18 protein-coding genes and 1 pseudogene are annotated in these 20202 nt (G+C 42.0%); 11 read left to right on the top strand and 8 right to left on the bottom strand.

The features are described from left to right. From VNZ46_RS00175 to VNZ46_RS00145, 7 genes and pseudogenes are all read left to right on the top strand, one after another. Positions 1 to 1013 (top strand): annotated as a pseudogene (locus VNZ46_RS00175) (cytochrome C biogenesis protein); the annotation flags it as partial. Next, a complete protein-coding gene (locus VNZ46_RS00170) occupies positions 1010 to 1777 on the top strand; it encodes a Rossmann-like and DUF2520 domain-containing protein (RefSeq protein WP_325558043.1) in 768 nt (255 codons plus the stop codon). The pseudogene VNZ46_RS00175 and the gene VNZ46_RS00170, both read left to right, overlap by 4 nt. Positions 1778 to 1816: 39 nt before the next feature. Continuing rightward, entirely contained in the window at positions 1817 to 2149 is a 333-nt protein-coding gene (locus tag VNZ46_RS00165; protein ID WP_325558042.1) for a 2Fe-2S iron-sulfur cluster-binding protein, read from the top strand. Between the two features lie 20 nt (positions 2150 to 2169). Further along, entirely contained in the window at positions 2170 to 2412 is a 243-nt protein-coding gene (gene iscX, locus VNZ46_RS00160) for a Fe-S cluster assembly protein IscX (RefSeq protein WP_133780211.1), read from the top strand. Between the two features lie 3 nt (positions 2413 to 2415). After that, the gene (locus tag VNZ46_RS00155) at positions 2416 to 2943 is read left to right on the top strand and encodes an HAD-IIIA family hydrolase (RefSeq protein ID WP_325558039.1); all 528 of its coding nucleotides are present in this window, start codon (positions 2416 to 2418) and stop codon (positions 2941 to 2943) included. Between the two features lie 158 nt (positions 2944 to 3101). Further along, positions 3102 to 3497: a DUF4890 domain-containing protein gene (locus tag VNZ46_RS00150; RefSeq protein WP_325558038.1), complete on the top strand. Its 396-nt coding sequence runs from the start codon at positions 3102 to 3104 to the stop codon at positions 3495 to 3497. 58 nt (positions 3498 to 3555) lie between these two features. Continuing rightward, complete coding sequence (locus tag VNZ46_RS00145; RefSeq protein WP_325558037.1) at positions 3556 to 4125, top strand: Maf family nucleotide pyrophosphatase; 570 nt, start codon at positions 3556 to 3558, stop codon at positions 4123 to 4125. Here the strand turns inward: VNZ46_RS00145 and VNZ46_RS00140 are convergent. The 4 genes from VNZ46_RS00140 to VNZ46_RS00125 form a co-directional block, all read right to left on the bottom strand. Then, the gene (locus tag VNZ46_RS00140; RefSeq protein ID WP_325558035.1) at positions 4118 to 5026 is read right to left on the bottom strand and encodes an exopolyphosphatase; all 909 of its coding nucleotides are present in this window, start codon (positions 5024 to 5026) and stop codon (positions 4118 to 4120) included. The genes VNZ46_RS00145 and VNZ46_RS00140 overlap by 8 nt on opposite strands. A 26-nt stretch (positions 5027 to 5052) precedes the next feature. Beyond that, on the bottom strand, positions 5053 to 6384 hold the full coding sequence (locus VNZ46_RS00135) for an ABC transporter permease (protein WP_325558034.1): 1332 nt from the start codon (positions 6382 to 6384) through the stop codon (positions 5053 to 5055). A 5-nt stretch (positions 6385 to 6389) separates the two neighbouring features. Next, positions 6390 to 7289, bottom strand: a complete 900-nt coding sequence (locus VNZ46_RS00130; RefSeq protein WP_325558032.1) for an ABC transporter ATP-binding protein — start codon at positions 7287 to 7289, stop codon at positions 6390 to 6392. A 561-nt stretch (positions 7290 to 7850) separates the two neighbouring features. Continuing rightward, positions 7851 to 8843, bottom strand: coding sequence for a transposase (locus VNZ46_RS00125; RefSeq protein WP_325558031.1), 993 nt, complete (start codon positions 8841 to 8843; stop codon positions 7851 to 7853). A gap of 416 nt (positions 8844 to 9259) precedes the next feature. Here VNZ46_RS00125 and pth point away from each other — a divergent pair, with 416 nt between their 5' ends. Next, the gene (gene pth, locus VNZ46_RS00120) at positions 9260 to 9820 is read left to right on the top strand and encodes an aminoacyl-tRNA hydrolase (protein ID WP_133778983.1); all 561 of its coding nucleotides are present in this window, start codon (positions 9260 to 9262) and stop codon (positions 9818 to 9820) included. Between the two features lie 90 nt (positions 9821 to 9910). On the opposite strand, the gene VNZ46_RS00115 is transcribed toward pth, so the two are convergent. From VNZ46_RS00115 to VNZ46_RS00105, 3 genes are read right to left on the bottom strand one after another with little or no spacing between them, the layout of a single operon-like run. After that, positions 9911 to 11500, bottom strand: coding sequence for a response regulator (locus VNZ46_RS00115; protein WP_325558028.1), 1590 nt, complete (start codon positions 11498 to 11500; stop codon positions 9911 to 9913). 23 nt (positions 11501 to 11523) lie between these two features. Then, entirely contained in the window at positions 11524 to 12360 is an 837-nt protein-coding gene (locus VNZ46_RS00110; protein ID WP_325558027.1) for a protein-glutamate O-methyltransferase CheR, read from the bottom strand. A gap of 1 nt (position 12361) precedes the next feature. Further along, the gene (locus VNZ46_RS00105) at positions 12362 to 15847 is read right to left on the bottom strand and encodes a response regulator (protein WP_325558026.1); all 3486 of its coding nucleotides are present in this window, start codon (positions 15845 to 15847) and stop codon (positions 12362 to 12364) included. A gap of 150 nt (positions 15848 to 15997) precedes the next feature. Here VNZ46_RS00105 and VNZ46_RS00100 point away from each other — a divergent pair, with 150 nt between their 5' ends. The 3 genes from VNZ46_RS00100 (at position 15998) to VNZ46_RS00090 (ending at position 19201) form a co-directional block, all read left to right on the top strand. Beyond that, the gene (locus VNZ46_RS00100; protein WP_325558024.1) at positions 15998 to 16348 is read left to right on the top strand and encodes a Spx/MgsR family RNA polymerase-binding regulatory protein; all 351 of its coding nucleotides are present in this window, start codon (positions 15998 to 16000) and stop codon (positions 16346 to 16348) included. 68 nt (positions 16349 to 16416) lie between these two features. Further along, positions 16417 to 17160, top strand: coding sequence for a hypothetical protein (locus VNZ46_RS00095; RefSeq protein ID WP_325558023.1), 744 nt, complete (start codon positions 16417 to 16419; stop codon positions 17158 to 17160). 70 nt (positions 17161 to 17230) lie between these two features. Continuing rightward, positions 17231 to 19201, top strand: a complete 1971-nt coding sequence (locus VNZ46_RS00090) for a M1 family metallopeptidase (protein WP_325558022.1) — start codon at positions 17231 to 17233, stop codon at positions 19199 to 19201. 21 nt (positions 19202 to 19222) lie between these two features. Here VNZ46_RS00090 and VNZ46_RS00085 read toward each other — a convergent pair. Beyond that, positions 19223 to 20202, bottom strand: a 980-nt coding sequence (locus VNZ46_RS00085) for a mechanosensitive ion channel family protein (RefSeq protein WP_325558020.1), incomplete at its 5' end; no start/stop codon positions are given.

The following is a 20202-nucleotide window of genomic DNA, read 5'->3' as shown; positions in this document are numbered from 1 at the left end:
ATGTTTACAATAATCTGATGTATATTCTGCTGAGCTTTAGCTGTGTATTTGCCATCTTGTCTAATGCCCGTGTTGTAGTACAGGGTTTTGGAGGCAAAGGTAAACTGGTAGGCGCTGCAGTGGCCCATGTGGGATTTGCTTTATTGCTGCTAGGTGCTTTAGTTGCTGCTGCAACCAGTAAGCCCATCTCGATCAACGATACGAATTTCATTCCTGTAAAGGATTTTGAAAAAGTAGAGAAACCGGGGCAGAACATTGTTTTATATAGAAATGAGCCTAAAAAGATGGGTCGGTACACGGTTACTTATGTAAGTGATACAACTGTTGCACCTAATACCTTTTATAAGCTGAACTTTAAGGTCATGGACGAAAAGACCGGGACCATTAAAGAAGATTTCGACCTGAACCCACATGTTCAGGTAAACGAAAAGATGGGTCTGATTGCCTCTCCGGATACCAAACACTACCTGACTTTTGATATTTACACCCATATTACCAGTGCACCGGATAAACAGGCAGCGCATGCAGGTCATGACGGCCATTCAGAGGAAGAAAACTATAAAGCACCAAGGGTACTGAACGTAAGTACTGGTGATACGATCCATACCAGCAGTGGTGTAATTACCGTTCAGAACCTGAACTTTAAACCTGTAGCTAAAGATCTTAAACTGGATGCAAAAGATGTAGCCGTTGGTTTGCCACTGGAAATTAACCTGAACGGAAAAATCTATAAAACAGAGCCTCTGTTCCTGGTAAAAGGTAATAATACTTTCGATTTTGCAAGGAATATAGATGAACTCGGCCTTCGCCTCAGGTTTACCAAAATCATTCCGGATCAGAAAAAAGTAGAACTTCAGGTGTATGAAAAACCACAACAAGCCAAAGACTGGGTGGTATTTAAATCGATAGAATTTCCGTATATCAATTTATACTGGGTAGGTACTATTGTGATGGTGGTCGGATTCTTCATTTCTATTTTAAGGAGGAAAAAAGAACTAAAACCTTTAAGATGAGAATAGTCTGTCTGGGATCCGGAAATGTGGCCACGCACATGGCCCTGGCCTTTAAATCGGCCGGTGCTGAGTTCCTGCAAATCTGGAGTAAAACTTTAAGCCATGCGGAGGTACTTGCCGTGCAAACGGGGGCAACAGCAACAGACAAGCTTAAAGATATAGACCGGAATGCAGATGTATATATTATTGCTGTTAAAGACGATGCTATTGTGGAAATAGCAGAAGCCCTAAAGGGCATCGATGGTCTTATTGTCCATACCTCAGGGGCAACCTCTATAGACGTGTTTAAACCAGCTGCAATCAAGCATTTCGGAGTGCTTTATCCGCTGCAAACTTTTTCTAAAAGTAAAGCTGTAGACTTTAGTAAAATACCCTTATGTATTGAAGCGGGAACAGCTGAGATCCAGATCCTGCTGAAGGAAGTGGCAAAAGCGATTAGCCCCCTGATATACGAAGTGAGCAGTGCAGACCGGAAGCTGCTGCACCTGGCGGCTGTATTTGCCTGTAATTTCACCAACCATCTTTACCATCTGGGCCAGGAAATTCTGCAGCAGAGCCAATTGAGTTTTGATTTGCTGAGGCCTTTGATCCTGGAAACAGCGGAAAAAGTACAGACAGCTTTGCCTTATGATGTACAGACAGGACCAGCTGTTCGTAACGACAAACATACCCTGGAAAAACACCTTGAATTACTGCAAAACATGCCTGAACTGGCGGAAATATATAAAACACTAAGCAAAAGCATTAAAAAAACATATCTATAACCGAATTGCCGTTTTTGCTTCTTATTTTTGACACACATTATGAGTATTTTTAAATTAAGAATAAATTTTGAAGAACAAGGTAAAGATCCAATTGAACTTCCTATTACCGGTGGAGAATCGGTACTGGATGCTTGCCTTGACCATGGAATAGACTTGCAGCACAATTGCGGTGGGGTATGCGGTTGCAGTACCTGCCATGTGTATGTGACCAAAGGAATGGACAATATCCAGGAAATCTCCGATAAAGAAGAAGATTTCATTGACAGGGCTGTTCGTCCAAGGATCACCTCAAGGCTGGGCTGCCAATGTGTAGTCATTGATGGAGATATAGAGGTAACCATACCAGACCAATCAGAATTTTTAGGCCATTAATCAAATAGAAACAACCATTTATGCAAGATAAATTTGCGCTTCCTATTTACTGGAACGACCACGAAGATATAGCTCAGGAGCTGTATGAAAAGTTTGGCGATGATTTTAACGAAGCTAAGATCTACCGCATCCGCTTTACAGAATTAATAGAGTGGGTACTGGAACTGCCTAATTTTAAAGGAACCAGGGAAGAAAGTAATGAAGGCCATCTGGAACAAATCCAGTCTGCCTGGGTTTATGAATGGAGAGATAACCAGGATTAAACTATGTTTCTGCAAAAACTCAAAGAGATCAGCACCTTCATCTTCGATGTAGATGGCGTGTTAACCAATGGCGATATCCTGGCAACTGATAGCGGAGAGTTTTTGCGCACATTTAATATTAAGGACGGTTATGCCCTGCAATTGGCCGTCAAAAAAGGCTATCAGGTTTGTATCATTTCCGGTGGCAGCGGTGCAGCTATGCAGAAACGCTTTGATGGCCTTGGGATTAAACATGTCCATCTGGGGGTATCCGATAAGGTTAAAGTCTACGAGGATTTTCTTCATCAGCATCAGATCACAGATGCTGAAGTGCTTTACATGGGCGATGATATTCCTGATTATAAAGTGATGAAAAGGGTTGGCCTGCCCACCTGTCCGGCAGATGCTGTTGAAGAGATCAAATCGATATCTATGTACATTTCTCCACAAAAGGGCGGGCGCATGGCCGTTCGGGATGTGATTGAAAAAGTACTTCGGGTACAAGGGAAGTGGTTTGATGAAAACCCTTCTGCTGCCGATTCCGGCAAATAAAATCAGTCAAAATCTTTCTTTTTTTTACTGCAACAAATTAATTACAATTTGGGATTAAACCCTGTGTATTCTTTTTCCTCTAAACCATTACAAAACACATACATTGGGAATCCCGGTAAGGAGATTTCAGCAGCATTAAAACTAAAAAAAGAAAAATTATGAAAAAGTTATTGATGATCTTCTGTTTGTTATTTAGTGTAATCACTTTTGCAAACGCACAAGGCGGCCGTAAAATGGCGGATCCAGCCGAAAGAGCTAAAAAATCTACAGACAGGCTGGCTGAAAAATTGAGTCTGAATGACGATCAGAAAGCAAAAGTTCTGGCCATTTACACCGATCAGGCAACACAAATGAACAAAGCCTGGGAAGACAGTAAAGAAGACAAGAGCGCAATGAAAACCAAAGTTGCAGGCATCATGTCCGACAGTGATACTAAAATTACGGCCTTATTAACGGACGATCAGAAAAAAGCTTATGATGCTTTAAAAGCAGAAAGAAAAGCAGCGATGGAAAAAAGAAGAGGCAACGGAGACAATGGCGGTGGCAATCGATAATTTTTTTTAATCAAATAATAAAAGCGGCTTTACGCCGCTTTTATTATTTTAGCGCTCTATGTACAAACAGCAACTTCCCATTATCCTTGCCTCGAAATCTCCCAGAAGGCAGGAATTGCTCCAGCAAATGGACCTTGACTTTAAAGTCGTGTTAAAAGATGTAGATGAAAGTTATCCGGAGGGGTTAAGTCCAGCAGAAATAGCGGTCTATATTGCAAAAAAAAAAGCGAAGGCCTTTCTCGCAGACGAGCCAAACGGCATTGTCATCACAGCAGATACTATAGTGGCCTATAAAGGCGAAATTATGGGCAAGCCCGAAGATGCGAAACACGCGGAACAAATGCTTACTAAACTTTCAGGTACTGTTCATGAGGTGTATACCGGGGTAAGTCTGATCTATAATGGGGAAATTTTATCTTTCTTTGATCTTACAGAAGTCTATTTTAAAGAATTAACCACAGAGCAGATCCGCTACTACATTGAGCACTATAAGCCATTTGATAAAGCGGGAGCCTATGGTATCCAGGATTGGATAGGAATGGTCGCTGTAGAAAAGATTGTAGGGTCTTATACCAATGTAATGGGTTTGCCAACTGAAAAGTTATATACTGCGCTCCTGGCTATTTAACCGGAAGCAAGGATCGCAGTACCCCCATTTTTAAATCATAGGTGGAGAGGCTCAGCTTCTCCAACCCAATTTCATCAATGACATAATTCGTTAGTATAGCTGCCAGAACAATCATATCTACCCGCAGGGGGATAAGTCCTTTCATACCAGCCCTCTCTTCGTGTGTGGAAGCAATGAGTTCTGCAGCAAGCTTTTTATAGGCTGCCATAGGCAGTGTACAGGAAGTAATGTTTTTAACCTCCACATCCTTTAATAACAAGGTTGCAAAAGTTTCAAAAGCACCAGCTGAGCCAATTAGAGCCAAAGGCTGATGTGCAGCACAGGCCTCCTTTAATTCTCTCAGTATGTTTTCCAGATGGTCCAGAATGATGTTCTTGTCTGCTTCACTGATCGGGTCCGATTTAAAATAAGCCTGCATTAAGCGTGCAGCACCTATATTATAGCTTTTTTTCCAAAGTACCTGTTCCGGATTACAAAGGATAAATTCAGTACTGCCACCCCCAATATCCATAATCAGTGAGGGCTCAACGATCACGCCCGTAGCCTGTACACCCTTAAAAATATAACCGGCCTCTTCCTCTCCGCTGATCACTTCAATGTCTATACCAGCGCGCAATTTAGCGGCTTTAACAAAATCGGTTCCATTTGCAGCGCTTCTAACAGCTGAAGTTGCGGTTGCTCTTACCACATCAACCTGTTGCTTTTTGATCTCTTCTGCGAAGGATATTAAAGTCTGAAGCCCTCTCTCGAAGGCTTCAGGTATAATGATGTTTTCGTTGATCTTTCCTTCTCCCAGTTTTACTGGTGAATTGGTCTTATAAACCACATCGACCCTGTCGGAAAGGTCTGCAATAATTAAATGAAAAGTATTGGTTCCTAAATCTATTACAGCTGCTCTCATAGGGGTATTTTATAAGGACAAATGTATTAATTTTTATAGGCAAACCACTTGATCATCTCTTTGAAGCTTGCTTTTTTACCATACATTAAAATCCCAACCCTGTAAATCCTGGAAGCAACCCAAACTGTTCCCACAAAGCCGATCACCATCAGGCCCATAGACAGCATCAGCTGCCAATCCGGAACACCATATGGCAAACGGACCATCATAGCAATAGGAGAGGTAAAAGGAATAATAGAAAGCCAAAAGGCCATTGGTCCATAAGGATCATTTGTGACTACGCTTAAAGATAAGATATAGCCAAAGAGCAGTGGCATCATGACCGGAAACATAAATTGCTGTGTTTCGGTCTCACTGTCTACTGCGGATCCAATCGCGGCATAGAGTGCGCTGTAAAACAAATAACCGCCGATAAAGAAGAAAATAAATACAGAAATGATCTTGGTCAGTTCCAGGTTGGCCAGGCTTTTTTGAATATTCCCTATTCCCGGTGTATTGGCAGCTGCAACCTGTGCAGAAGGCATATTTTTGGCTTGCACGCTGGCTTGCATGGTGGTTTCTTTGAGATCTTTATCGTTCACCAGGGCCTTCATGGCTATGGTAGAGATCGAAGCGGTCAGCACAATCCACAGAACAAATTGAGTCAGACCCACCAGAGCAATACCAATAATTTTCCCCATCATGAGTTGAAATGGTTTCACAGAAGAAATCATTACCTCTATAATGCGGTTTGTCTTTTCCTCAATGACGCCCCTCATTACCTGTACGCCATAAAGCATAATGAACATAAACATTAAGATTCCTGAAACATAAGCAATGATCGTACTGGCACCGGCGCTGGAATCTTCCTCTTTACCGGTATCGCTGATCTTTTTGGTATCTATATCTACCGAGGTCTTCAGTTTATCCAGTTCTTCCTGTGCAATACCAGAGGTTTTTAACTTCTGATTCCGGATCAGTTCCTCTATATCATCTGAAATCTTACCGCTCAGGGTCAGTCCGGCCTGTTTATTCCCCAGCAGTTGTATGCCTTCCGGATGGTTCAGGTCAAAATCTGGCAGATACAATACATAATCATAAGTGCCGTTTTTTAGGGAGGATTTCATCTCTTTCAGCGACTGGTCTACATATTGATAATTTCTGTTCTTAGAAGTAGGAAGTTTTTCCAGAAGTGTCTTGTTTTCGCTGACAACTGCAATTTTATTGGAGGTACCGCTAATGCCTTGAATAGAAAAGTAAATTGCGACGCCATAAAAACCAGCAATGATAATTGGGGTAAGCAGCGTCATCACAATAAACGACTTTTTCTTAACCCTCGATAAATATTCTCTTTGTATAATGAGTAAAATCTTGTTCATGGCCTTTAGTTTTTCTGTTTTACCTTTTCAATAAAAATATCATTCATGGTTGGAATCACCTCATCCAAACGGTGGATGGCTACCTGGGGCAGCAATACCGATAATAGCTCATTGGCTGTTTGTCCTGGCTTAAGTTGTACTTTGATCCTGGTCATGTTTTTATGCTGTTCCGTTTCCCGGATATCAAACGGTGTTTCTGCAGGCTGAAGTGTCCCTTCATATTCTACCCAATAGGTATTGTTGCGGTATTCCTGTTTAATGGCTTCTACAGACCCATCCAGAATCTTTTTAGATTGATGGATCAGGGCAATATGGTCACATAGTTCTTCTACAGATTCCATTCTGTGGGTAGAGAAGATGAATGTAGAGCCTTGTCTGTTCAATTCAAGGATTTCATTTTTTATAATATCTGCATTTACAGGATCAAATCCGGAAAAAGGTTCGTCCAGGATAATGAGCTCGGGTGTATGCATTACTGTAGCCACAAATTGTACCTTCTGCTGCATCCCTTTACTCAAATCCTCCACTTTTTTGTTCCACCAGCTGCCCATATCCAGTTTCTCAAACCAGTACCTGATCCTTTTGGTGGCTTCTGCGGTACTCAGACCTTTAAGTTTAGCCAGATAAAGCACCTGCTCCCCAATTTCCATTTTCTTGTATAAACCACGTTCTTCCGGTAAATAACCAATCTGTGCAATGTGGTCTGAATTTAAGCGTTTCCCATTGAAGATAACTTCTCCGCTGTCAGGCGCCGTAATTTGGGTAATGATACGAATTAAAGAGGTTTTACCAGCCCCGTTGGGGCCAAGGAGTCCAAAGATCTTACCTTGTTCTACGGTAAGACTGACGTCATCCAGGGCGCGGTGACTGGCGTATTGTTTTACAATATGGTTTACACTGAGCATAAGGTGAATTTAATTAGCTTTTTTGGTTCTTTGTTTAGTTAGTTACGTAAAATAGCAAAACGTTACAATAAAAAATGAAAATTAAGCTTATTGGAAAAATCAATGTACTCTTCGAGGACTGGACTCCTTGCCCCGCTGCGCTCCTGTGGCAAGGCGCCCTGAGGTCCTCGAAGAGCAACATTGATTTTTATATGGCGCTTAACTGGGGGGATATCCAGGCATGGCGCATACTGGTATAGAGTTAGTTTAATTGGCATAGCGTTTACCAGACAGGAGAACCAGGCATGGCGCAGAACCAGAGATATCTCATATTGATATGAGTCGGTTTAACTTGTTTAGGATTTAGCCGGGAGAAAAACAGGTATAGGTAACGAGCAAAAACAGAGAATATAATTAAGAAATAAAAAACAAGAAATAAAAAACAAGAAATAAAAAAATGTTATGAAGTATACCCAGCTATGCGCCATGCATGGATATCCCCCAGTTAAGCGCCATATAAAAATCAATATTACTCAGTATTCTAGGTCTCGGACAATTCCAAATTTTATTTATTTTTTTTCACTAAGCCGCTCGTTTATAATTCTCCACATACATTTCTCCTCTTTTAATCAGAGAAAATATCCTTAAAATCAGTTTAAATTTCACATTGTTTAATACCAGTTTATAGCACTTGCTTTGTAACTTCCGTTCTGCATAAGCTATGATTTCTGGATCATGTGCCATTGCTGTCTTTGCCGCCTGGTTGAGCTCCTGTTTCAGTTCTTTCTGGGCCATATGACTTACCCGAGGTCTACCTTTAACACTCGTACCCGAGCTTCGTTCGAAAGGGATAACACCTACATATACAGCATATTTTCGTGCATCTGCAAACAAATTAAAATTCTCAGTATAAGCTAAAGTCATCCAGGCATTCACCTTACCTATCCCTTTAATACTGGTTAATATCCGATAATTCTGTAGTAAACCTTCACTTGTCTTAATCAACTTGATGATTTCCTGTTCTACATCCTGGATATATTTATTATTAGATTTTATCTTGCCCAGGATAATACGGATCACCAGATCCGTATTGTTAACCCCATACATATGCTTACGTTCTTTTAAGGTACTATCCAATCCTGCACGTTCTCTAACCAATCGCTTGCGAAAGGAAAGCAGCTGCTTAAGCATGATCATATTAACATCCAAGGGTTTTGAGGGCGTTAATCGTTTAATTTTCTCTTCCCCATATCTACTGATACGGAAAGCATCAACCTGATCGTTTTTCCCTCTGATCATACCCATCGAATTCTTAATCTCCAGTCCTGATATACGGGTGTAGGCTATCCTCTGAGACTCACAGAACTGAATAAAACGATATTCATAACCTCCTGTGAACTCCAGCACCACCAAAGTATCCTTTAAATCAAAAGCATTCCCATTACACCACTTTTTAAACAGGCCAAATCCTTTACTTGAGTTCTCAATTTTGAGGTGCAGATTATGCGCTGCACAACTGATGTCTAGTGTAAGTTTAGATACATCGACACCCAGGATAACATTCCAGTTTTTCATACGTTTATTTTTTAGTATACCAAAAAATTGCCTTTTGCCGATCACCTTTGATGAAGCAAAGAAAGTATTCCAGTTTGGCCTTGGGCAATCAATAAAGGCAGGCACTGATACTGAGTAAAGTTCTTCAAAACTGAGGAGACCTAAAGTTCAACCTGCCTTTTATTATAACGTTTGCTAAATCATTTTTAGTTTTTAACTCAAGATTCCTGTATGCTTAAAATCACTAATATTTAACCAAAGGAGAAGACCTCAGGGCGCCTTGGCACAAGAGCGCAGCGAGGTAAGGAGTCCAGTCTTCGAAGAGTAATTTGATTTTTCAACTAGCTTACATTCCATAAATCTTTACATTTGTGCGAAATACAGCGCTAGCTACGGCCAGCTAATCTGATACTGCAGCTAAAAAAATAATACACCAAATGAAATACCTGATCGTAGGTTTAGGGAATATAGGCCCTGAATACGCACATACAAGACATAATATAGGATTTGATATCGCAGATGAACTCGTGAAAGAATTGGGAGGTAGTTTTTCCAATATGCGCCTGGCCTATTACGCCGAATGCTCTTTTAAAGGGAGGAAAATCCATGTGATTAAGCCAACTACTTTTATGAACTTAAGCGGTAAAGCAGTGAATTACTGGATGCATGAGCTAAAGATCCCATTGGAAAACATTCTTGTTCTGGTAGATGACCTGGCTATTCCATTTGGTAAGCTGAGGCTGAAATTAAAAGGAAGCAGTGCTGGGCATAACGGATTGCAGAACATAGAAGATATCTGTGGCGGACAGAATTATCCCCGTTTGCGGTTTGGGATTGATGACAACTTCTCCAAGGGACGGCAAATTGACTATGTACTTGCACCGTTTGACAAAGAGGAACTGCCGGAATTGCCGGCATTGATTGACAAAAGCGTCGAACTGATCAAAAGTCTGGTCACTATAGGTCCTGCACAGACCATGACCGCATTTAATAAATAGAAAGAAACCTGAACTTCTGTACTCAGGCAGACCCTTGATCGATGTTTGATTTTATCTCAACAGTAGATCGGAAGCCTGCCTGAGGATATTTTACTTCTTTTGGGTATAAAAAGCAATTTTCTTGTGCAGAACATCCTGTTCAAAAGGCTTACTGATCACATCATTGGCTCCGGCACTCATGGCTGTTTTTTTATCATCGTCCATGACCGCTGCAGAAAAGGTAATTACAGGAATATTTTCCTTACCGGGCGCATAGCCTTCCCGAATGAGTTTAATAGCTTCCAATCCGTTCATAACGGGCATAAAAGTGTCCATTAAAATAAGATCATAATCATTCTCTTTTAGTTTCTCCAGAGACTCTTTGCCATTTTCGACCAGATCAAACTGAATGTTCCAGTCTTTCAGGATCTTTTTGATCAGAAAAGCATTAATTGAGTTGTCCTCGGCGATGAGGATCCTTACATTTTCGAAAGGTGCCAGTTTGCCACTTCCGGGAGTTTCTTCATATTTTTCGTTGCTCACGACTTCATACCAGTTTGTAAAGCAGAAGGTACTGCCTTTTTGTTCTTCACTTTTTACATTTAGGATACCACCCTTTAACTTGGCCAGATTTTTTACAATGGAAAGTCCAAGTCCAGTACCACCAAATTTGATGGTGGTCTGTTCATCGGCTTGCTCAAAAGTTTCAAAGATCTTTTCGATATTCTCTGCAGCTATACCAATGCCGGTATCAGTTACAGAAAACTCAATCTGAAGATTATTTCCTTTACTGTCCAGTACTTTTACTCTGAGTGTAACGTTACCTTTCTGCGTAAATTTAATTGCATTGGCTATCAGGTTCATCAGGATCTGATTCAAACGGAGTGAATCTGCCATCACCAGCGCCGGTATTTGCTCATCATACTCGGTTAGCAGTTCAAGATCCTTTTCTTTGGCATGGATCCGCAAAAGGTTAATTACGGAATTACAATTTTTGATCAGGTCTGTTTCTGCTCGGTTGATCTTAAATTTACCAGCCTCTATTTTCGAAAGGTCCAGAATATCGTTGATGACCCCAAGCAAGGAGTTAGACGAGATTTCCAGCAAACCGACCATTTCTTTTTGTTCCTCGGTAAGGGGGGTGCTGTTGAGTAAGTTTGCAATGCCGATGATGCCATTGATCGGTGTACGGATCTCGTGACTCATATTGGCCAGAAAGTTTTCCTTTATCCTTTTACCTTGTTCAGCCTCTTCTTTTGCCTGGATCAACTTTTTCTGATAAGCCTGCAGTTCCTCATTTTTCTTTTTGATGTCGCGCTGTGTGCGTACAAACTGTATAAAGGAATCCACCTTTGCAGAAGTAACAAAGGGATTTAGTGGTTTATACAGATAATCCACTGCCCCTGTATTCAGGCCCTTTACCGCATATTTGGTGTCGGTGGAAATCGCTGTTACGAAAATAATGAGGATGTCTTTGGTGCGGGGATTGCTTTTTAAGATCTCCACCAATTCAAAGCCGTCCATTTCCGGCATCTGAACATCCACCAGGGCGATGGAAATATCCATTTCCCAGGACAAGCGAAGTGCCTCATTGGGCAAAGTTGTACTGATTACATTTACATCGTCTCTCTGCAGCAAGGCCTCCAGGGCAATGATGTTTTCCGGTCTGTCATCAACAATTAAAATGTTAATCTTTTCCATTGCTTATTATTCTTAGTGTACAGCTAGGCTGTCTTTTGATAGATGTTGTTTTTCTTGTCGATTACTTTAAATCTTCCTATCTCAGTACTCCGGAGCGTTTCTTTGGAACCCAGGCACAGGAAGCCAAAATTAGCTAAACTATTATAAAAAAGATCTATAACCTTTTTTTGAAGCTCCATATTGAAATAGATCAGTACATTGCGGCAGGAAATCACCTGAAACTCGTTAAATACACCATCGGAGGCCAGATTATGGGCCGAGAACAGGACATTCTTTTTGAGGGAATGCCGGATGGATGCTGCATCATATTTTGCGGTATAATAATCAGACAATGTATTTGAGGTACCCGTCTTTAAATAGTTTTCGGAGTAGAGCTTCATCTTTTTCAGGTCATAGATGCCGTTCTTTGCAAAGTCAAGTACTTCAGAATTGATATCTGTTCCGTAAAAGAAAGTTCGGTCGTACAGTTGTTCTTCGGCAAACAGGATGGCAAAAGAATACAGTTCTTCTCCGGTAGAACAGCCTGCATTCCATACTTTTATGCGCTGATAGGAGCGGATATAAGGTAAGATGTTTTCTTTGACTGAAGTATAGAATGCGGGATCCCTGAACATTTCGGTTACATTAACCGTTACTTCAATTAAAAAGGATTCAAAGTAGTCCGCATCATTGGTCAGTAAAGTACGTAAATCAAACAGACTCAGATTCTGAAGCTGCATAATCCTGGTCACTCTTCTTTTGAGGGAGGCACCAGAGTAATTGCTGAAATCAAAACCATGGATCTTGTGGACCAGGGTAATCAAGTCTGCCAGCTCAGTATAACTGATGGTTTCGGGGAGGTGCTCTGTTTTATGTTTCATATTAGCTTAGCCATACCCTCATCATCGAGAGCAATTGATCAATATCGACTGGTTTGGAAATATAATCGTTGGCCCCGGCCTCAATACATTTTTCTCTGTCCTGCTTCATGGCCTTTGCGGTCAGGGCAATAATAGGAACCTTGGAAAATTCCTTATTTGACCGGATGGCCCGCATGGCCTCATACCCATCCATTTCGGGCATCATGATATCCATGAGTACCAGGTCAATCTGCTTGTGCTCCTCCAGCTTTTCGAGAGCTTCCCTGCCATTGTTGGCAATTACAATTTGCAGATCATAGCTCTGGAGTGCACTGGATAAGGCAAATATATTGCGCATATCATCGTCCGTGATCAAGACCGTTTTATCCTTCAGGGCTTTTTCGATCGTAGATACACTCTTTGCTTTTCCTTGTGAAGCAACACTAAACAGGGCGGGATCATCTTCTTTCCTGATTTTATTCATAAACAGGCTCACTTCATCTATCAGCCTGTTGTTGGATTTGGTTGATTTCAGGACCATGGCTTCCGTATATTTCATAATATGGGAGATCTTTTCCTGGTCCAGTTCCATTGCTGTATTAATGATTACCGGAATATGGGTCAGTGCTGGCTGTGTTTTGATCTGGTCCAGCAGGTCAAAGCCTGAAATATCGGGGAGGTTCAGGTCCAGGATAATGCAATCAAAAGCTGTCGTTTTTAGAACATCCAGTGCTTCCTGTCCTGTAAAGGCCTGTACTACTTCTATGCCTTTGCTGACCAGCTCTTCTTTAACAATCATACTTTGAAGTTCCTGATCTTCAATGAGCAAAACAGTTTTAAAATTATATTGATCTGTACTGTTCATCAGTAGATTGAAGGCTGTATCCAACTGGTCCTTTTCTATGGGCTTTTTCAGGAAGCCAATTGCACCTTCTTTGCGCGCTTTGTCTGTTTTTTCGTCTCCGGCAGACATCATATGCACTGGGATATGTTTAGTCCTTGGGTCTGCTTTTAGCTTTTTGAGTATAGTCCATCCATCCATTACAGGTAGCATGATGTCCAGTACAATAGCATCCGGTAATTCAGAAAATGCCATTTCCAGTCCGGTATCACCGCTGTGAGCAAGTATGGGCTGGAAGCCTTTTTCTTTGGCATAATCTTTTAATACATCTGCAAAAACAAGGTCATCTTCTACGATGAGCAGAACATGATCTGTTTTCTTTTGTACAGGCAGTTTAACTTCAGATGCCACCGCTAAAGCTGGAGTTACCTCAATTGGAGCTGCGGATGTTTGAATTTCGCCAGTCTGAGGAGCAGATGTATATTCAGCCGGCAGGAACAAGGTAAATGTACTTCCGCTTCCCGGAGTACTTTCAATTTGAATTTCCCCGCCCAGGATATTCGCCAGTTCCCTGCTGATGGATAAGCCCAGTCCGGTCCCCCCGTATTTTCTGCTTGTAGATCCGTCCGCCTGTTGGAAGGCCTCAAAGATGAGTTTTTGTTTTTCTGCAGGAATACCAATTCCGGTGTCACGGACTTGCATTGAGACCACCTCTTTAGCTTCTTTAAGTTGTTCAGAAAAGTAAGTTGTACCTCTTGGAGAACGGCTCAGTTCTAGTGTGATCTTACCAAGCTCGGGTGTGAATTTAAAGGCATTGGAAAGGAGGTTCTTGATGATTTGCTCTACTCGGGAAAGATCTGTAAGAAGTCTTTCGGGAAGGTCATTTGCTCTGATGGTCTCGAAGTCTATTTTCTTGCTGCGGGCAACTTCATTGAACAGAGATTCCATATTTTGGGTAAGCTCCTGTGGTCTTACCGGTTCAATGTTCAGGTCAATCTTACCAGACTCTATTTTAGAAAGATCCAGAATGTCATTGATCAGGGTAAGAAGGTCTGTACCTGCATTGTGGATCACACCAGCATATTTGATCTGGTCTTCGGTTAGATTTTCCGGTTTGTTTTCCTTCAGGATTCTGGCCAGGATCAGAATGCTGTTTAGCGGTGTCCTCAGTTCATGGCTCATATTTGCCAGAAATTCTGATTTATATTTACTGGATACCGCAAGTTCTTCTGCTTTGAGGCTCATGGCTTCGCGTGCCTGGTTGACGGAGATATTCCTTTCTTCCAGTTGTTGTGCTTTTTCTTCCAGTTCAGCATTGGTTTGCCGTAACTCTTCCTGCTGTACACGGAGTTCTTCTTCGGAGGCCATTAACTGGTCAGACTTATAGATCAGCTCCTCATTGGTGGTACGCAACTCTTCCTGCTGGCTTTCCAGTTCTTCAGCCTGTTGCTGGGTTTGCTCAAATAGATTTCTGAGTTGAATTCGTGCAGCTGCGCTGTTGATGGCGACACCTATACTCTCGGTGATGGTTTCCAGAAATTTCGCAGTGGTTTCGTCAGGGTTGTCTTTTAGACCAATTTCAATCACTGCAATGGTCTCTTCCTCAAAGAGGATGGGAACCAGGTATATACATCTGGGAGAGGTATGACCAAGGCCAGAGACGATTTTCAGATAATCGTCGGGAACATCGGTCAGGAGTTTTCGTTTCTTTTCCACTGCAGCCTGACCCACCAGGCCTTCTCCCAAATGATAGCTTTCGATAGGCCCCTTTTTTCGTTGATAGGCATAACCACCTGCAAGGGATAAGTTTTTTCTTTTCTCATCGGTTAAGAAGAGTGCACCCACGGGTGCCTGAAGGTAATTGCAAATTTCGGTGATGATATTGGTGGAAAGTTCCTCCATTTCCTGTTCGCCACGCATGGCTTCATTAATTGCCGTTGCGCCTGAAAGGAGCCAGTTCTTCTGTTCATTTTCAATAGAAAGCTGTTCCAGCTGTGCATTATTTTGCCGGATCTGGTCTTCTGTTTCTTTTTGCTGATCAAATGTTCTTTGGATATAAGTAAACAGGAACATGATCAGGCAAAAGATCACCAGGGCACTTCCAATAACAATGGCGATGGTTTTGGTTTTGCTTTGTACTGTGGCGTCGATTCTTTTTTTGAGCAAGGCTCTTTCTTCGAGAATCATTTTGGCCCCCAATCTGGTCAGGTTTTCTCTTCTCATTTTTGCTTTTTCACTCAAATAGAGTTTATAAGCAGCTTCTTTACCTTCAGACTGATCCGCCTGAAGGATTTCTTTCATGGTACTCATCCTTTGCTGAGCAAATAATTCCAGCGAATCCACACGTTGCGACTGGAGTGGGTTGTCAATAACCATATTCTTCAGGTCATGCAGGCTGCTTTCCACTTTGTCCAGATTATCAGTATAGGTATGCATGTACATTTGATCCTCAGTAAGGATATAACCCTTTAGTGCATTTTCAGCAGAGGTCATTTGAAGATCAACCTTCTGGGTGAGCAGCATGACTTCATAAGTGTGATTTTCCCAGTTGGAGTCCTTATCAAAAGACTCAATGCTTAGATAAGAAGTAACTGCAGAAAAGAGGACAAATAGCAGGGAAACAGCAAATCCCGTAAGTACCTGTTGTTTAAATGATAACTTGATCATATCTGTTGAGATGTGGCTTTTATATAATTTCAGGATGCTTGGCTCCAGAAATTATGCAATATTACTTAATAATGGGTGGAGAACCGTTAATTTAATAAATATTATCTGTGAAATTTATTTATTTTAGCCGGCAATTCATTAAATACCTCTATGATCACAGTCTACGGCATCCCCAATTGTAATACAGTTAAAAAAGCAATCACCTGGTTAAAAGAAGGTGGTTTTGATTTTGATTTCCATGATTTTAAAAAGAAGGGGGTTACTGCAGAAAAATTGAACGAATGGTGCGACGTTTTTGGCTGGGAGAACATCCTGAATAAAAAAGGAACAACCTGGAAGAAGCTGAGCCCGGAAGAGCAACTGGTGGCTAAGGACCAGGATGGTGCTGTTCAAATTTTGTTAAAGTACACAAGCGCCATCAAGCGTCCGGTGATAGAAAAGGACGGAAAGGCCATTCTTTTAAGCTTCCATGAAGATCAGTATCGGGCGCTTTTAAAATAGTTGAATCCTTTTGTTGTTATTTTTTGTTAAATAGGCGTACAGCTTCTAAAACTGTATTAAATTTGTCCATGGTTAAAAAACTGATAATTGCGCTTGTATTGCTGCTGCCCATTAAATTAATGGCACAAGGAAATGTAAATGGAACTGTTTATGATTTCGATACTAAGACTTTTCCTTTACAGCAGGTGGCCGTTAGAAATTTGAACACCAAACAGGTAGCGGTAACTAAAGCTTCTGGGCAATTTACTATTGCTGCCAGTAAAGGAGATCTCATCGAGTTTTCTCTGGTCGGTTACCATACAGACACACTGTTTCTGACAGACTTAAATCCCAAAACTATTTTTTTGCCTGTAAATTCTAAGAACCTGAAAGAAGTGAGCATTGTGAGTGCAAAGCTTTCTCCTTATCTGGATCTGAAGAAAAACCAGGAAAATGCGAAAGAGGTTACCCGGGTTTCTACCGATGGGCTGGAAGGTAAAAAGAACGGTGACCGGGCAGGAGGTATGATCTTGTCGCTGGGTTATGGGAAATATAAAAGAGAACAGGCCAAGTTGCGGGCACTCGAGGAAAGGGATGTTTACGAAACAGAAATCAATAACAACTTTAACGAGCAAACAGTGAGTGATCTGGTCAAGTTAAAAGGTCAGGAACTCAAGGATTTCATTTCTATGTTCAGACCCTCTGTTCCATTGATTAAAGGAGAGCGTCCATTTAATTATTCCTTCTACATTGCACAGGCTTATCACCGCTGGCTAAAAATGACTCCGGAGGAAAGGAGACCGGTACCTATCCAGAAATTGAAGCAAAACTAACGTTACATTGCAGAAGCATCAAATGGATTTGATACATTTACTTCTGTCAACCGTAAACTAAAATTGATTCATGAACTGGAAGTCTTCAAAACCCCATTGGGTTTTAATTCTGCTCTGTGCCTTAAGTTTAAACAGCGCAGCACAACAAAACAATACAACAGATGGTAATTATGATGCTCATGCAGCATTCGGACCATTGTTCTATACCCAGAATGGAAATGAATACCGTTCTGCTAGTGGTTACCCAGGACCAAAATACTGGCAGAATCGTGCCGATTACACTATAGCGGCTACGCTGGATGATGTTAAAAATACCGTTACCGGTACAGTAGTGATTACCTATAAAAACAATAGCCCCGATAAGCTGCCTTTCCTTTGGCTGCAGCTGGATCAGAACTTGTTTTCAGAAAAGTCGAGAGGAGCTGCACTCATTCCTCCAGGAAGCCGTTATGGTGCAAGGGGAGAAAAGGTAGACGGTGGCTATCGTCTGAAGGCCCCTATTGTTTCTCAAAAAGGTAAAGCTGTTAAATTTACGTCCATTATCGAAGATACAAGAATGCAGATCCGCCTTGAAGAACCTTTGGCAGCAGGAGAGGTGATCAGTATCAAAATAGATTATTCTTTTGTGATCCCACTCAACGGCTCTGACCGGATGGGCCACCTGGAAACTAAAAATGGAGAAATTTATACGATTGCTCAATGGTTCCCCCGGATGTGTGTCTATGATGATGTACTGGGTTGGAATACCCTGCCTTACTGGGGGGCATCTGAATTCTATTGTGAGTATGGCGATGTAGATTTTACCGTGAATGCACCAGCAAGTCATCTGGTGATGGGCTCTGGTGAATTATTGAATCCCCAGGAAGTATTTACTGCGCAGCAGCTGAGCCGTTGGAATGCAGCAAAGTCAAGTGATCAGAAGGTTAGCATCCGCTCGGAAGCAGAAGTGACAGATCCAAAGTCCCGCCCGGCAAAGGACAGACTAACCTGGAGGTTCAAAATGAACAATACCAGAGATGTGGCCTGGGCTTCTTCAAAGGCGTTTGTACTGGATGCCGCCAGGATTAATTTACCAAGTGGTAAAAAAGCGTTGGCTGTATCGGCTCAGCCCGTAGAGAGTAATGGTAATGACAGTTATGGACGAGGTGTAGAGTATGTGAAGGGTGCTATTGAACATTATTCGCAGAAATGGTTTGAATATCCTTATCCGATGGCGGTGAATATTGCTTCCAATGTTAGCGGCATGGAATATCCCGGTATCGTTTTTTGCGGGTGGAAAGCAAAAACTTCTGAAACCTGGGGCGTTATTGATCATGAGTTTGGTCATACCTGGTTCCCAATGATCGTTGGAAGTAATGAACGTAAGTATGGTTGGATGGATGAAGGCTTTAATACTTTTATCAATGGTCTATCTAATGATGCTTTTAATAACGGAGAATACAGGAATGCGCCTGTGGATATGCATGCGAATGCCCGGTTTATGGGAAGTCCGGGGGTGGAGTCTGTTATGCTGAGTCCGGATGGGATGAAGGAAAGAAATATTGGTTTGAACTTGTATTACAAACCTTCCTGGGGCTTAAAAATACTGCGGGAACAAGTGCTTGGTACAGATCGTTTCGATTATGCTTTCCAGAATTATATTAAGCATTGGGCATTTAAACATCCTACACCTTTTGATTTTTTCCGCTCTATGGATAATGGTGCGGGCGAAGATCTGTCCTGGTTTTGGAGAGGTTGGTTTCTGGAGAACTGGAAGATGGACCAGGCGATTACCAGTGTAGCACCAGCAAAGAAAAACGGAGTTGCTGATGGTTATAATATTGTTGTGGCAAATTTGGAAAAAATGCCGATGCCGGTTATTTTACAGATTACGACGGCCAGCGGGAAGAAAGATATTGTTAAACTTCCTGTGGATGTATGGATGAGGAACAACAGCTGGATTGTGCATTATCCGACGACTGAAGAAGTAGTGTCTGTAGTGTTGGATCCGGATAAGGTGTTGCCGGATGTTAATCCGGACAACAACAGCTGGAGTAAATAGTTTTGCTGTGGCAGGGCTTCCCTAAGCGTGGCTGCTGCTGGCGCCTTCGAGTTCAAAGATCTCGAGATCGAAATATCTTGCAGAAGCTAACAGATGATCGAAAATGTCGGCCATGATGTATTCGTAATCTGCCCACTTGGTGGTGCTGGTAAAGGCGTAGATTTCTATAGGTAGTCCGGTTGCCGTTGGGGCCAGATGTCTGACCATCATGGTCATCCGTTTATGTGTTCCCGAATGGTTGCTGATGTAGTTGTCTATGTATTTTCGGTAAAGCCCGGCATTGGTCAGATTTCGGCCATTGATCAGCAGGCTTTTGTCTGCGCCAATACGTTCATTGTTCTTGTCGATATCTTTTTTTCGGTGGTCAATATAGGCACTAAGAGTCTGGATTCTTTTAAATGTTTCTGCCTCTTCGTCGGTAATGAAGCGTATAGTGGACTGTTTGATGTAGATGGCGCGTTTGATCCTTCGCCCTCCCGTTTCCTGCATTCCCCGCCAGTTTTGGAAGGAGTCTGAGATCAGGGAATAAGTGGGGATGGTGGTGATGGTTTTGTCAAAGTTCTGGACTTTTACTGTGGTGAGGTTGATTTCTATGACATCACCATCGGCTCCATATTTGGTCATGGTGATCCAATCTCCTATGCGGACAATATCATTTGCACTGACCTGTATACTGGCTACAAAACCCATGATGGTGTCTTTAAACATCAGGAGCAAGACCGCTGAAATGGCACCCATTGCTGAGAAAAAAGCAACTGGGGATTTTCCGGTGAGGTTAGAGAACATCAATACTGCCCCGAACAGGAACAGAAATATGCGGATGACCTGGAGGTAGCTTTCTATTGGTTTTTCCCGGAATGCTGGTTTTTTCCTCAGGGAATCTGCGCCAGAGCGCAGCAGTGACATGATCATCCAGATGATGATGATGACCATATAAATATCGGTGAGTTGGTTTAAGGGCGAAATCAGCGCTGGGAAATGTATGAAGACAGCTGGAATGG

The organism is Pedobacter sp. (assembly GCF_035566355.1).
Taxonomy (GTDB): domain Bacteria; phylum Bacteroidota; class Bacteroidia; order Sphingobacteriales; family Sphingobacteriaceae; genus Pedobacter.
This window is presented reverse-complemented; position numbering and strand designations above follow the sequence as displayed.

Coding starts and splice junctions, on each gene's coding strand:
- VNZ46_RS00170 (WP_325558043.1), top strand. CDS start 1,010: ATGAGAATAGTCTGTCTGGGATCCGGAAATGTGGCCACGCACATGGCC.
- VNZ46_RS00165 (WP_325558042.1), top strand. CDS start 1,817: ATGAGTATTTTTAAATTAAGAATAAATTTTGAAGAACAAGGTAAAGAT.
- iscX (WP_133780211.1), top strand. CDS start 2,170: ATGCAAGATAAATTTGCGCTTCCTATTTACTGGAACGACCACGAAGAT.
- VNZ46_RS00155 (WP_325558039.1), top strand. CDS start 2,416: ATGTTTCTGCAAAAACTCAAAGAGATCAGCACCTTCATCTTCGATGTA.
- VNZ46_RS00150 (WP_325558038.1), top strand. CDS start 3,102: ATGAAAAAGTTATTGATGATCTTCTGTTTGTTATTTAGTGTAATCACT.
- VNZ46_RS00145 (WP_325558037.1), top strand. CDS start 3,556: ATGTACAAACAGCAACTTCCCATTATCCTTGCCTCGAAATCTCCCAGA.
- VNZ46_RS00140 (WP_325558035.1), bottom strand. CDS start 5,026: ATGAGAGCAGCTGTAATAGATTTAGGAACCAATACTTTTCATTTAATT.
- VNZ46_RS00135 (WP_325558034.1), bottom strand. CDS start 6,384: ATGAACAAGATTTTACTCATTATACAAAGAGAATATTTATCGAGGGTT.
- VNZ46_RS00130 (WP_325558032.1), bottom strand. CDS start 7,289: ATGCTCAGTGTAAACCATATTGTAAAACAATACGCCAGTCACCGCGCC.
- VNZ46_RS00125 (WP_325558031.1), bottom strand. CDS start 8,843: ATGAAAAACTGGAATGTTATCCTGGGTGTCGATGTATCTAAACTTACA.
- pth (WP_133778983.1), top strand. CDS start 9,260: ATGAAATACCTGATCGTAGGTTTAGGGAATATAGGCCCTGAATACGCA.
- VNZ46_RS00115 (WP_325558028.1), bottom strand. CDS start 11,500: ATGGAAAAGATTAACATTTTAATTGTTGATGACAGACCGGAAAACATC.
- VNZ46_RS00110 (WP_325558027.1), bottom strand. CDS start 12,360: ATGAAACATAAAACAGAGCACCTCCCCGAAACCATCAGTTATACTGAG.
- VNZ46_RS00105 (WP_325558026.1), bottom strand. CDS start 15,847: ATGATCAAGTTATCATTTAAACAACAGGTACTTACGGGATTTGCTGTT.
- VNZ46_RS00100 (WP_325558024.1), top strand. CDS start 15,998: ATGATCACAGTCTACGGCATCCCCAATTGTAATACAGTTAAAAAAGCA.
- VNZ46_RS00095 (WP_325558023.1), top strand. CDS start 16,417: ATGGTTAAAAAACTGATAATTGCGCTTGTATTGCTGCTGCCCATTAAA.
- VNZ46_RS00090 (WP_325558022.1), top strand. CDS start 17,231: ATGAACTGGAAGTCTTCAAAACCCCATTGGGTTTTAATTCTGCTCTGT.